Below are 13,486 nucleotides of genomic sequence, written 5' to 3'. Positions count from 1 at the left end.
TAAGAGGGATTCCCCTCTTGATTCCACGCAGATGCCCGACATCTGCAAAAAGCCCCTTTTCCATTATGGAGAAGGGGCTTTCTTGTCGTGTATCAGTACATATCTTTTTGCGTGAAGTTCCAGAACGCCACGATCAACGCACCAATTGTCCAACAGAGTAAGACAGCGAGCGAGAACGGTAACGTCATTCCTTCAATCGGTGGTGCTTGTCCATCAAGGTAGTTGATTAACCCAAAGTTCACGTTGACGAGATATTTAGAACTCGTCCAGCTTGAACCAAGTGTCGTCAACAATGTTCCGGAAATCAAGACAGCCATCATGATTCCGATACCGGTTGCTGTGTTCTTGACCAGAACCGACACCATTAAGGCAATCGTCGCCACTACGGCTGTGACGATCCAGGCGAGACCGATCGCCATCAACAGATATTCCCACATCGGAATCGTATGCACGAATTCGGTCGAGAATGTTCCGCTTGGTGAGGCTTGGAATCCGGTCAGTATCGGCGCGGTCCACCCGTCATATCCAAGGACGATTCCGGAAATCCCATAACAGACGGCGGCGGTCAGGGCCATCAGCATCGATGTATACAACAACGTCGTCAGCCATTTCGCCATCAAGATCTTCCAGCGCCGGACGGGACGCGACAGTAAGGTCTTGATCGTTCCGTCATTTTGCTCCCCGCTGACGATATCCGCCATGATGACGATGATGAAGAGCGGGAGAATCAACGTCAATCCTTGGGAGAAGAAAATCCGGATGAAGGTTGGTGCCCCCGGATAGTTCGGATTGATGTCATTGTCGAGATAGTATTGATTTTGTTTTAAGTCAAACTCAAGAAACTGACGAAACTCGTCTTGAATGCTGCTTGAGGCCAAACGGTTTTGCGTATCGACGATATCTTGTTGCAATTCGACACGCCAGTCGAGTGTGCCTTGTTTCTTGATTTGCTCTTGAATGTCCCGGTACTGGGCATACGTAAACATCGAGACGAGGACAACTAAGATGATGGCGACGACGGCAAACCGTTTTTTCGAGGCAATCTTCATGACTTCGTTTCGGATCAGTCCGAGCATGTTCGGATTACGCAATGTGATCTCCTCCTGTCAATGTGATGAAGAGATCTTCGAGCGTCTGGACTTTCCGTTCGATCGTCCACACTTCGACGCCCGCTTCAAACAATTGTTTATTGAGCGTTGGTGTCTTGCTGGCGTCCATCAACGTATGGACGGTATTCGCGTCAACGATTTCCGAGACTTGGACGTCAGGAGACGCCGACAGAATCTCGTTTGCCTTAAAGGCATCATCGACACGCCAGTCAACACCCGGTGCAAGCGACTCAACCAGTTCCTTGACCGTTCCGACTTGAACAATTTTTCCGTAACTCATGATGGCGACGCGATCCGCCAACATCTCAATTTCTGCCAGGATATGGCTCGAAACGAGGACCGATAAGCCGGTCTCATCCACTAACTTCCGGATGAACTGACGCAAATCACGGATTCCCATCGGATCGAGTCCGTTCGTCGGTTCGTCAAGAATCAAGACATCCGGACGGCCAAGCAAGGCTTGGGCAATCCCGAGACGCTGACGCATCCCAAGGGAATACGTCCGGACTTGATCGTCGACCCGTGCTGTCAAATCGACCAAGTCGATGACTTCTTGAATCCGGGCTTCATCGACGTTTGGTAACATCCGTGAAAAGACCTGCAGATTTTCGCGACCCGTTAAATATTTATAGAGCTCCGGGTTTTCAACGATCGAACCAATTCGTTGCATCGCTTGAACAAATTGTTTGCGCACATCAAAGTCGCACACGGTAATTTTACCTGATGTCGGTTTAATCAGACCGACGAGCATCCGGATGGTCGTCGTCTTCCCGGCACCGTTTGGTCCGAGGAATCCAAAGACTTCACCTGGGAAGATTTCAAATGAAATATTGTCGATGATTGTCTTTTTTCCAATGACCTTTGTGACTGATTCTAATTTTACAGTTGGTTTCACGTCTCTCACCTCTTAGTATCTATTCTAGCGGAATAATGAATGATTTACCTTATTGGAACACTTCAAAACCGCACATTTCGAAAAGTTTTGCTACAATCATAGTAACAGCAAAAGGAGGAACGGTTCATGAAACGATATGTTTGGCCACTTTTTTTAGTAGTTTCTCTTATTCTAACGGCAGTCTTCGGGTACGGTTTCGCCAGTGCCTACAATGATGTCGTCAATCCACCAAAACGAGCCGTCTTGACTCCAACCAAGGAAGAACCGGTCAAAAAAGGCGGGACGTACGTCGCGCTGGGTGACTCCCTGACACGTGGTGTCGGTGCCTCAAACGGAAACAGTTACGCCGCTATCGTCGGTCGCGATTTTGTCAAAAACGATCGTGTCGAACGTTTCCAAAATCTAGCCGTCAGCGGAGCACGGACGGAGGATCTCTTAAAACAGCTCGAACAAAAAGAAGTCCGCCGGACGTTGTCGCAAGCAAAAGTCATCTCGGTGACAATCGGCGGGAATGATTTGTTTAACCGCGGTGAAGGTGTCGCAAATTTTGATGCCAAAAAAACAGCAGCCACGATTGAGACTGCTCAAAACAATCTGGCAAAAACCTTCAGCATCTTACGGGAAGAAAATCCGGATGCCGTCATCTTCTATGTCGGACTGTATAATCCGTTCCGCGCAAGCGAAAACGGAGAAGCATTTGACGCCATCGTTCAAGAGTGGAACGCTAAATCACGGACACTCGGTATCAAACATGATATCGAAATCATCGATACGTTTAACCTCGTACGTGATGTCAAACGTGATCTTTCAAGCGACCAATTCCATCCAAACGATGCCACATATGAAGACATCGCCAACGCAGCCATTCTTGCTGTCGAAAAACGTTTTTAAACAAAAAGGGTTACCTGGAGCACAAGTGCTGCTCCGGGTAACCCTTTTATCACGTCAAATATTCATCGTAAAACTTTTGATGCTTTTGGATTCGAAGATCCTTTGAATAAATTGATTAAAATTCATCATAGGGGATGATCACGAAATCTTCTTTCGAAAGACCTGTTCCCTTATCCAATTTGTACTCTTCAATCAAATCTAAAAAATAAGCAGTCGTTTTTTGCAAGGATTCTTCAACGGTCAGACCATATCCGATCCCACCTTCATGGTTGCCGTCCGGATCTCTCAATCTTAAATTGGTGTATCCAGTAAATCCGATTTCTTCCGGAGCATCGTCGTTATTGTAATTCGTTTCATAAACTTTCACTTTGAAAGCCCCGTAATGAATCGTATCTCCTGCATAAATCGTTTCAAAAAATCTTAAAGCTGTGATCTCGAATTCCGCAACAAACTTTTCGATCATGTCGACACGGTTGATTCTGATGTCTTTAAAGTCCAACAAATAACCTCCTGCAACAACTTACTTATTTCAAACGTTTAGCAAGTGCAATCAACACCCATTGCAACGGCAGGCGTGTCCATAAAGCCCAAGCCGGCAAATTTTTTCCGTTGATTGGTTTTGGATTGACGGCCATATTGATATTAGCCGGCAAGACGGCATAGAGGAAGCCCGGTAACGTCTTGCGGACGATGTCGACACCGCGACCTGACAGTAACATCAGTCCGTACAATACTTCGATGACCCCGGACAGTTGTACGAAAAAGCGTTTGAACGGGATGAAAGCGGGCATAATCTTAACAAATCCCTTTTCATTTCGAAAATGACCGATCCCGGCGAACAGCAAGCCGCCACCATACAACACACGCAGTACATACTTCATTTGAAACATCTCCCTTTGTGACTAAGTTTGTTACTAAGTACGAAACACACTCAGTGTACCGAACTCCCCGTCTTCGCTCAACTGTTTGAGATTGTCGTCAAATTGTGGGGAATGATGAGTCATTTCGGAAAAACGACCGTAATTTCATTTCCCGCAGATGAATCTGATACATTAAGGACAGAACAATACACACGAAAGGATTGATTTTAATGGCAGGAAAAACGAGACAACTTTTACCGGGACTGACCGGAGGCATTATCGGTGCTGTACTTACCGCAACAGTCGCCTTTCCAATTTTGATGGATCAAGAACAGCAGGTCGCCGACACTCCTTTGTCGAACGGGATGCCGAAACAAGTGTCGACGACGACCAGTGATCCCGTCACGAATGCGGTTGCGACGGCGCAAAAATCCGTCGTCACGGTCACGAATTACCAATCCGGGAACGCTATGAACCAAGAGGAAGCTGCCAGTGGTTCCGGTTCTGGAGTCATCTATAAAAAAGCGGACGATAAAGCGTATATCATCACCAATCATCACGTCGTCGACGGTGCTTCGAAACTCGATGTGACTTTAAACTACGGAGAAACGATCAGTGCCAAATTACTGGGCAGCGACGAGACGTATGATCTCGCAGTTCTTGAAGTCGAGGCAAAAGACGTTCCGTCCGTCATCACCCTTGGAAAATCAGCGGATTTAAAAGCCGGACAAACAGTCCTCGCGATCGGGAACCCGCTTGGTGAGTTCCAGAACTCCGTTACCCGCGGGATCGTCAGTTCCAACGACCGGACTGTCCCTGTCGATACGAATAAGGATGGACAGGACGACTTCAATACGACCGTCATCCAGACGGATGCCGCCATCAATCCGGGGAATTCCGGTGGCGCGTTAATTAATGAACAGGGACAACTCGTCGGCATCAACTCGATGAAGATTGCCGAGACCGGTGTCGAAGGCGTCGGCTTCAGCATTCCGATTGACGATGCGTTACCGATCTTAAAACAACTTGAGACTAACGGCGAAGTGAAACATCCGACGCTCGGCGTCTCGCTCCAGGATGTGTCGGCGTTCCCGGCCGGTTATCTGCTTGATCAAGTCCAGTTGCCGGAATCTCAAAAAACAGGTGTCGTCGTCATGTCGGTTGAACCGAACAGTCCTGCCGCATCCGCGAAACTGAAAACGGGTGACGTCATCACGAAGATCAATGATGAAGCAATCAAAAGTTTTGTTGACATTAAAACGGCTCTCATCAAATCTGACGGAAATGTCACGTTGACGATCATTCGTGACGGAAAACAACTGACGGTTTCGACGCAAACCACAACGACCGATCAACTGTAAACAATTGTCAAGGTACGTTTCAACCCCCTCCTATATCGGGTATTGTTTTATAACAATATCGATTGGGAGGCTTTTTTTATGTATGATTTAATTGGTGTCGGTATCGGACCGATGAATTTAGGCTTAAGCGCCCTGGCTCATCCAACCCCGTTACGGACGTTATTTTTTGATGAAAGTGAACAGTTTTCTTGGCATCCCGGCATGATGATCAAAGATTCGATGATGCAAACAAGCTTCATCTCTGATCTTGTCACCCTCGCCGATCCGACCAGCCCGTTTACGTATTTAAATTATTTGCGGTCAATCAATCGTCTGCATACCTTTTATTTTTACGAAAAACTACTTATTTCCCGTCAGGAGTACAATGCCTACCTGAAATGGGTATCGACTCAATTGGAAGACCTGCACTTTTCGACACGCGTCATCGACATCCAAGATACCGGTGACAGTTACGAAGTGCTTGTCGAAGAAGTCGCAACCGGCAAACGGACGACATACGAAACACGGAATATCGTGCTTGGTACAGGTTCAAAACCATCGATTCCCGCTAGTTTTGATGACGGAGTCATTCATAATACACAGTACGTCATGGAAAAAGAGTCCCTGCTCAAACAAGAGAAAGTCAGCATCGTCGGCTCCGGTCAAAGCGCAGCCGAAATTTTCCTCGACCTGCTCACGAGTGACCGTCCTGAGACATTTGAGCTCGAATGGATTTCCCGATCCACAATCTTCGAAACACTTGAGACCGGTAAGTTGGGAGAAGAAATCTTTTCGCCGAGCTACGTCCAGTACTTCAACAGCCTGCCGCTTGAAACGAGACAAGAAGCGGTGACGAAGTTTGCCCGGTCGCAAAACGGCATTAGTCCCGAGACACTTCAGGCCATTTATGAACATCTGTATGACCTGCCTCAGGACGATGCAAAACGGATCAATATTCGTGCCAATCTGGAAGTGAATCAGATTACCCGTGAACAGGACTTTACAATCTCCATGCGCCATACGGAACTGCACGATGAGCGGACATCCAAAACCGGCGCTGTCGTCGCTGCAACCGGCTTCGTTCCATCGTTGCCGCGTTTCGTCAACCGGCTCGACATCGAGTTTGAAGGAGAACAGGCATGGAAGGTCGATGCCAATTATCGGATTCATCGAACCGTCAAAGCGAACCACCATCTGTATGCGACGACGAACCTCGAATTGTCGCACGGTCCGGCGGCTGACAATCTCGGTATGTCGGTCTCGCGCAATCAATTGATTTTAAATGATGTCGCGGGAAAAGAATTGTATCCGGTCGAACAACACGCGACGTTTACGACGTTCAACTAACTGACTGCAATAAAAACGATCCTCAGCCTATCCGCCGAGGATCGTTTTTAATGTGTTGTTCAAGGCTTTTTTGTCAGTTCCAGCGTCGCAAGAATCAATAACGCGGATTGGATCCGGCTTTTCCCTGTTTTCGCGAGCAATAAATGAAACGCAATCAGCCAATTGACCTCGTCTGAAAATCGATTGCGCGAGCGCTCCCGATCGACGATCCGCGTCACATAAATCATATCGACCCGTTCTGTCGTCTCAAGTAACGCAAGTAACGGAAACAACCGGTCCCAGATTCGCACTTCCCGTTCCTCGAGCATTCCGCACCAGATTTGGATACGTTTTTTTCGGGCATCGAGGTCCGGTAACGCTCCCAAAATTTGGGCCGTCATCAACCGTTCGCTTGACGGGCTCATCCATTGCTCGAGCCATTGCTCGGACTGTTCGATTGTCCCGAGAAAGTTCTCCGGTAAGGGACCGGTCTCCATTAACGTCGAGGCAACGACATATTGTTTGGCCAGATTGAGGACAGGATGTGTTTTTTGCAGTTCCGTCATCAACGGCAAGGCATCGATGCCTTGTTGCCGGTTCAGCACTTCACCCAGTGCAAAAAACGGACGAACCGCTTTTTCTTTAATCAGACGTCGTTTAATGTGTTTTTCGGCTTCAATCACGCGCTCTAGCAGTCGTTCCGGTTCGTTGCTGTTGAGTTCGATGTGGGAGATCAACAGCGGCGTGTAACGGCTGCGTAATGCCGAAAACCGGGTCGTTTTTTGCTTGACGATTTGCATCAGCCGGTCATAACCCGCCTTCTGGAAGACGGTATTGTGAATCGTGTACGACAGCGCAAAAAAGCGGTGGAAGTCATGTGAACTTTCCTCATGCAGGGTCGAATAGGTTTCGTTGTAGTTTTCGCAAAATAGTCCATACATGTTCCTGTCCTCCCTTCCCTTATATGTTCCCCCTTCCCTTGAAATCATTCCGTTTTCCTCAGACGATCAACGGGTTGCAGACAAAAAAAGCCGGAAGCTCCTTTTCATGTGAATAAAAAAGAGTTTCCGACTTACGGTTAGACGCGTTGCCGATCCAGTAAACGGGAGAAATACCCGCCGTTTTCGACCAGTTCTTCGTGCGTCCCGTCTTCAACGATGCCATCTTTCGTGACGACCAAAATACGGTCGGCTTGACGAATCGTGGCCAGACGGTGGGCGATAATCAGTGTGGTCCGGTCTTTTGACAGTTCGGCCAGTGACTCTTGAATGATGGCTTCCGTCTCTGTATCGAGCGCTGAAGTTGCTTCATCCAAGATGAGGATTGGCGGATTTTTCAAGAACATCCGGGCGATGGCCAACCGTTGTTTTTGTCCACCGGATAATTTTAAGCCGCGCTCCCCGATTTGTGTATCAAATCCGTCCGGTAAATCGGCAATCATCTGACTTAAGTGTGCGCGTTCCGCTGCTTCGATGATTTGTTCACGACTTGCCGTCAAATCCCCATAAGCGATATTTTCGGCGATTGTCCCGGAAAACAGGAACACATCCTGTTGGACGATGCCGATTTGTTGCCGGAGCGAGCTTTTTGTCATCTGACGGATATCGATTCCATCAATCGTAATCGCTCCGTCAAGCACATCATAAAATCGTGGGATCAACGAACAAATCGTCGTTTTCCCGGCACCGGATGTTCCGACGAAGGCAATCGTCTGACCCGGTTCGACCGACAGACTGATGTCTTTTAAAATCAAACGATCCGCTTCATAACCGAAGCTGACGTCATCAAACCGAATCGCGCCGCGTAACGTCGAGACGTGAATGGCGTCCGGAGCGTCCTTGAGTTCCTCATCGTGATCAATCATCTCGAGGAAACGTTTGAACCCTGCCATTCCTTTTGGATACAACTCAAGCAACGCCGTGATCTTGTCGATCGGTTTGAGCAAGATGTTCATGTACAGGATGAAACCGACGAGTTCTCCGTAAGTGAGTTTTCCGGTATAGCTGAGATAGGCACCGACGACGAGGACGGCGAGGGTCATCAAACGCGTCGTCAAGTAAATGCCTGACAGACTCGTACTCATGACTCTATAGGCACTAATCTTTGATTTACGGAACGTCGTGTTGTCCTTCTCGAAGCGAGCCACTTCGTGTGCTTCGTTCGTAAACGATTGAACGACCCGGATGCCCGATACACTGTCCTCGACCCGGGAATTGACCTCAGCGATGTTCCCGTACATCCGGTCCCACGAACGGTTCATTCGAACGTTGGCGTAACTGATCAACCAAATCAAGAACGGGACGGCAATGATCGTGACGAGTGCAAGCGGCACATTGATCGTCAGCATGATGGAGAAAGCACCGATTAACGTCATGACAGCGATAAAGGCGTCTTCCGGACCGTGGTGGGCCAGTTCGCCGATGTCAAATAAATCGTTTGTGATCCGACTCATGATATGACCGGTCTTCGTGTTGTCAAAAAAGCGGAATGACTGTTTCTGGACGTGTCTAAACAATTGACGCCGCATGTCCGTCTCGATGTTGATGCCGAGTTTGTGTCCGTAGTAGTTGACGACAAACTGCATCAATGTGCTGATGACGTACAATCCAAGCAATCCGATGCTGACGAGAATGATCCAGTTCAACTCGCTGTTCGGTAACAATGAATCGATGAACCATGCGACAGCAAGCGGAAAAGCGAGCTCCAGCAGTCCGACGAACAAGGCGGACGAAAAATCGAGCCAAAACAATCGTTTATGCGGTATGTAATAGTGATAAAACCGTTTTAACATGCAAGTCCTCCTCCCAAATTACCTTTAGTGTACAGGATAACTGAAAATAATTCTCGTTTACAAATCTTTCTTGTTTTATTGAAAATGAATCGAATTTCTTTCTTAAAAAATATATTTTAAAATCAGGGGAATTCCCTGCTTGTTATGACAAAATGGTAACAATGATTCGATTTCTGATCGAACTGGATTCGTTATTTTGGAAGGGAGCCACACTACGTGAAAAAGACATTTCTTACTTTGACGACCCTCGCGCTGATCGGTTCAGCAACCGGCGTCGAAGCCGCGTCAACGACACTCATCTTGACAGACAACGTCAATATCCGGACTGCTGCCACTACTTCCGCTCCTGTCATCACGACACTCAAAAAAGGAACGACTGTCACGGCAGTCAAGAAAACGGGATCTTGGTACGAAATTCGTCACCAGTCGAAAAAAGCATTCATCACCGCCGCCTACGTCAAAACGGTGCCAGCAAAAGCAGCCACAACCACGACCTACATAACGAACACTGCTTCCGTGAACGTCCGTGAGAAGGCAACGACATCATCCAAATCGCTTGGTAAACTTGCTAAAAACGTCAGCCTTTCTGTTAAAAAGAAAACCGGTGACTGGTACGAAATTACGTATCAGAAAAAACCGGCTTTCGTGCACACGACGCTCGTCACGGCTAAAACATCAACGGTGACGACGGGCTCTAAACCGCCGGTCACGACTCCGGTCACACCACCGGTTTCAACGGCCGTCAAAGCAGTTGACTCATCAAAACAGTATGAAGTCAATGCCAAGGAAGGTCTGAACGCCCGTCTGTCGGCTTCAACGACCGGCAAGATTTATAAGACATTACCGCATAAAACGGTCTTGAAGGTCACGGGTGCAGTCGACTCGTGGTACCAAGTTCAACTCGACGGAAAAAATGTGTACGTCGCGTCGAATTATGTGCTGGCGTCAGCAAAAGAAACACCACCTGCGCCGGGTGTCTCCGTCACACCGGTCGATCAGTCGAAGCCGTATAAAGTCAACGCCCCAACCGGCTTAAACGTCCGGACGGCTCCAAGTACGTCGTCAACGGTATTTACACAACTGGCTCACGGATCGTCGGTTCAAGTATCCGGTGAAACAACCGGAACAAGCGCCGGCTGGTATCAGATCAAGATTGGAACGACGTATTATTACGTTGCCAAAAGCTACATCACGACCGGATCCGTCACGTCTCCGGTGACACCACCCGTCACACCACCTGCACCGACGATTCCGGCTTCCGGCATCATGGAAAAAGCGATCTCGATTGGACAAAAATACCTCGGCACACCGTACGTCTGGGGTTCAAGCAGTCCGGTCAATGGTGGATTCGATTGTTCCGGCTTCATCAACTACACGTTGAACACAGCGGGTTATAAAGTGGCTCGGACAAACGTCAACGGCTACTGGAACAACGACGGCTACCTCGGTCAAAAGTTATCGAAATTACGTCAACCGGTCCGCGGCGACATCATTTTCTTTGAAAATACGTACGCAGCAGGTCCGACCCACATTGGCATCATGTTGAACAACGATCAGTTCATTCATGCCAATACACCTTCACTCGGCATCAGCCGTCTGTCTGAACGCTATTGGACACAAAAATTACTTGGTTTTAAAGCGCTTTGATGTAAAAACCTCCGCCCGGAACAGTTTCCGGGTAGAGGTTTTTTTAATGCAGTTCTGCCAACAGCTGCTCTATTGTCTGTTTGAAATAACCACGTGAAAGATGCGCCGTCATTTGTTCAACCTCATCCCGGTGTTCAAGACCGGCGCCCTTCGTCATCGCAAGGGCTAGCGTCCGCAACATTTCCGACAAATCATATTCGCTCGCAACCCGCCAAATATGTACATTGCCCCAGATTTTTGCCACGGCTCCCTGTAAATCAAACTCCAATTTTTCGCCAGGCTGTTGCCATAAACAAAGATAGACCTCTAACTGTCCGGTATAATGGTAACTGGCTTCGATATCGACTTCTACCAAGCGTTCTCGGGCATAACGAATGCCGGCATAGTCTTTTTGGTGAATCGCGATGCTTCCTTTCGTCAATTCGACGAGAAGACGCTCATACACATTCGCTTCGGTAAATAAAAAGAAATGATTTAATTTGTCGAGTTCAGTTTTTGCCGAAGCATAGTCCCCGGTCAGGCTCAAGAAAAGTGCCAGCAAACGGTGGTAGGAAATGACCTCAATATAAACCCCTTTCTCTCGCATGTAGGCAATTCCTTGCCGCAATAAGACGATGGACTCGGTCCAGTTGTCCTCTTTCACACTGACCCGAAGTGCTTGTAACATCTGATAATCAAGAAACGTCTCGTGCGAAAGCGGAATATCCTGAATGATCATCATTGCATCAATCAATTGATAGGCCTCTTCATACCGGCGCAGAAAAAACAGGAAATAGACTTTTGAAATTTGTACCTCGATTTGTTGATCCCGTAGATCAAGATTTTTAAAAATATCAAATGCCAATTCAAAATAACGAAGACCTTCCTCCGGATTCAAAAAACGTAAAGCAAAACCGTATTTATGATAGATTTGCCCCTGCCAATAGGAAGGAACAGCCGGATCAAGATACGGGCTTAACATCTCAATGATCTGTTGCTCACTATAATACTCACTTTTCGGCGACTCAATTTGTTCCAAGAGTTGCTTCATTTCCGTGACACGCGGATCGAGCAGGAGTTCATCTACTGAGACATTCAACCGTTCAGCAATCCGTTGCAGCGCCGGCAAGGACGGTGTTGCTTTTCCATTCTCGATCATGCTGAGCATCGATTTGGTCATGATACCTTCAGCGACTTCCGACTGTGTCATTTTTTGCGTTTTTCGTAATGTTTTGATTCGTGTTCCCAGCATCTTGTCACCCTCACCCGAACATAAAGTTCAATTTAATTTAACTTTTATATTTACAATTCTTCCCTGTTCCTCTAGTATAAAGGAAAGTTCAATCTGATTGAACAAAAAGGAGGAATTAGGATGTCGAAAAATTTACAACGACTGTTGTTCGGTAAGTTTTGTTCATTATTCGCCGCCAGTCTTTTTACGTTCGTCGCCGGTTTGACAGTTTTACGTGAAACGTCGTCCGGGCTTCAGTTCGCTTTAGTTCTCATAGCGGGAACTGTACCGCGGATTATACTGTCTCCGGTTGCCGGTGTCCTCGCCGACCGCTGGAATCGCAAAAAAATGATTGTCTTGACGGAGACATTCAGTGCGTTGACGCTAACAGTATTTGCAGGTTACGCCTTCTTTTTCCCGATTCACACACTTCACTACATGATTGTCAGCGCAATCCTTACGTCCTTGTCGACCTTCCTGTCCGTGACGTTAATGAGTTCCTTAACCCGATTGCTTGAAGAGACAGAACTTCAACGCGGCAATTCCTTGATTTCAACCATCAGCTCCATCTCTTCGATCGGTGCACCGATGCTCGCCGGATTTTTATTATCGTTTGCTCCAATTGATCTCTTTTCCCTCCTGCCGTTAACGTTATTCGCCTTGGCGGCAATCTGGAATACACGTCTGACTTTCCGGGTACTCCCATCATCTGCTGAAACCACTGCTTCATTTTTGACGGATTTCCGCGACGGTTACCGTTATGTATTCAAACAACGTCTCTTGACGACATTAATCATGATGGCACTGGTCTTAAATTTCTTTTTTATTGCCTTTGAAGTCATGTATCCGATCATATTACTGGATCGTCTGTCGTTCTCACCGTTTCAATTTGGAGTGATCGAAGCTGTGTTAGGGGTCGGACTGTTATTTTCCTCCCTGCTGCTTGCCTTACCCCGTTTCACCATCAAACGTCCGTTGCTGACGGTCTTTCAATCGCTTACTTTACTTGGTGTGTTTTTTATCATCCCAATTTTGCCGTTACTCGGTCTCATCCCGGTCAGCTGGTCGTTTGCTTACTTTTTCCTCTTTTCTTTTATTGAAGGCTTTCTTGTTTTACGGGCCAACATCCCGCTCCAATTGATCGTACAACGCCGGACGGATCCTGCTTACTTAGGGCGCGTCATCGGCGTCATGGAATCACTCGCGATGGGGATCATGCCGCTCGGTATGTTACTGTTCGGTTATTTGAGCGATTATGTCTCGCTCAGTCTATTGTTTAGCATCAGCTCATTTGGTCTGTTGCTGACGGTCGGCAGCGGAATGTTCATCCTGCGGCGTGATCTCCAAGCAGAACGTTCAGAAGAAAATCCGTCGCTTGAAACCGAAAAAACGTCCACCTCAGCGAGCTGAGATGAAC

At 47.6% G+C, this 13,486-nt stretch carries 12 protein-coding genes; 5 read left to right on the top strand and 7 right to left on the bottom strand.

The window, feature by feature from the left end:
• Positions 1 to 92: 92 nt before the first annotated feature.
• Together KNP87_RS07045 and KNP87_RS07040 are read right to left on the bottom strand one after the other, a co-directional pair.
• Positions 93 to 1,091 (bottom strand): ABC transporter permease, encoded by a 999-nt coding sequence (locus KNP87_RS07045; protein ID WP_026833402.1) that lies wholly within the window; start codon positions 1,089 to 1,091, stop codon positions 93 to 95.
• Positions 1,084 to 2,004, bottom strand: a complete 921-nt coding sequence (locus KNP87_RS07040) for an ABC transporter ATP-binding protein (protein WP_026828755.1) — start codon at positions 2,002 to 2,004, stop codon at positions 1,084 to 1,086. The genes KNP87_RS07045 and KNP87_RS07040 overlap by 8 nt, the downstream gene beginning before the upstream one ends.
• A gap of 126 nt (positions 2,005 to 2,130) precedes the next feature.
• Here KNP87_RS07040 and KNP87_RS07035 point away from each other — a divergent pair, with 126 nt between their 5' ends.
• Positions 2,131 to 2,895 (top strand): SGNH/GDSL hydrolase family protein, encoded by a 765-nt coding sequence (locus KNP87_RS07035; RefSeq protein ID WP_214721214.1) that lies wholly within the window; start codon positions 2,131 to 2,133, stop codon positions 2,893 to 2,895.
• Positions 2,896 to 3,010: 115 nt separating this feature from the next.
• On the opposite strand, the gene KNP87_RS07030 is transcribed toward KNP87_RS07035, so the two are convergent.
• Together KNP87_RS07030 and KNP87_RS07025 are read right to left on the bottom strand one after the other, a co-directional pair.
• Entirely contained in the window at positions 3,011 to 3,394 is a 384-nt protein-coding gene (locus KNP87_RS07030) for a hypothetical protein (protein WP_119922578.1), read from the bottom strand.
• Between the two features lie 25 nt (positions 3,395 to 3,419).
• Complete coding sequence (locus tag KNP87_RS07025) at positions 3,420 to 3,776, bottom strand: DoxX family protein (RefSeq protein WP_026833404.1); 357 nt, start codon at positions 3,774 to 3,776, stop codon at positions 3,420 to 3,422.
• A gap of 209 nt (positions 3,777 to 3,985) precedes the next feature.
• Between KNP87_RS07025 and KNP87_RS07020 the strand changes: the two genes are divergently transcribed.
• Entirely contained in the window at positions 3,986 to 5,116 is a 1,131-nt protein-coding gene (locus KNP87_RS07020) for a S1C family serine protease (RefSeq protein WP_214721213.1), read from the top strand.
• 78 nt (positions 5,117 to 5,194) lie between these two features.
• A complete protein-coding gene (locus KNP87_RS07015; protein ID WP_119922575.1) occupies positions 5,195 to 6,442 on the top strand; it encodes a lysine N(6)-hydroxylase/L-ornithine N(5)-oxygenase family protein in 1,248 nt (415 codons plus the stop codon).
• A gap of 59 nt (positions 6,443 to 6,501) precedes the next feature.
• On the opposite strand, the gene KNP87_RS07010 is transcribed toward KNP87_RS07015, so the two are convergent.
• Entirely contained in the window at positions 6,502 to 7,362 is an 861-nt protein-coding gene (locus KNP87_RS07010; RefSeq protein ID WP_214721212.1) for a DUF4003 family protein, read from the bottom strand.
• Positions 7,363 to 7,499: 137 nt separating this feature from the next.
• Positions 7,500 to 9,212: an ABC transporter ATP-binding protein gene (locus KNP87_RS07005; RefSeq protein WP_214721211.1), complete on the bottom strand. Its 1,713-nt coding sequence runs from the start codon at positions 9,210 to 9,212 to the stop codon at positions 7,500 to 7,502.
• Between the two features lie 216 nt (positions 9,213 to 9,428).
• On the opposite strand from KNP87_RS07005, the gene KNP87_RS07000 reads away from it, so the two are divergent.
• A complete protein-coding gene (locus tag KNP87_RS07000; RefSeq protein ID WP_026833409.1) occupies positions 9,429 to 10,859 on the top strand; it encodes a C40 family peptidase in 1,431 nt (476 codons plus the stop codon).
• Between the two features lie 43 nt (positions 10,860 to 10,902).
• Here KNP87_RS07000 and KNP87_RS06995 read toward each other — a convergent pair whose 3' ends face one another.
• Positions 10,903 to 12,090, bottom strand: a complete 1,188-nt coding sequence (locus KNP87_RS06995) for a helix-turn-helix domain-containing protein (protein WP_214721210.1) — start codon at positions 12,088 to 12,090, stop codon at positions 10,903 to 10,905.
• Positions 12,091 to 12,210: 120 nt separating this feature from the next.
• On the opposite strand from KNP87_RS06995, the gene KNP87_RS06990 reads away from it, so the two are divergent.
• Positions 12,211 to 13,479 carry an MFS transporter gene (locus KNP87_RS06990; RefSeq protein WP_214721209.1) on the top strand — a complete coding sequence of 423 codons (1,269 nt, stop codon included), beginning with the start codon at positions 12,211 to 12,213 and terminating at the stop codon, positions 13,477 to 13,479.
• The last annotated feature ends 7 nt before the right edge of the window (positions 13,480 to 13,486 follow it).

Origin of the sequence: Exiguobacterium sp. s192 (genome assembly GCF_018618795.1) — a bacterium.
In the GTDB taxonomy this organism is placed as follows: domain Bacteria; phylum Bacillota; class Bacilli; order Exiguobacteriales; family Exiguobacteriaceae; genus Exiguobacterium_A; species Exiguobacterium_A undae.
This window is presented reverse-complemented; position numbering and strand designations above follow the sequence as displayed.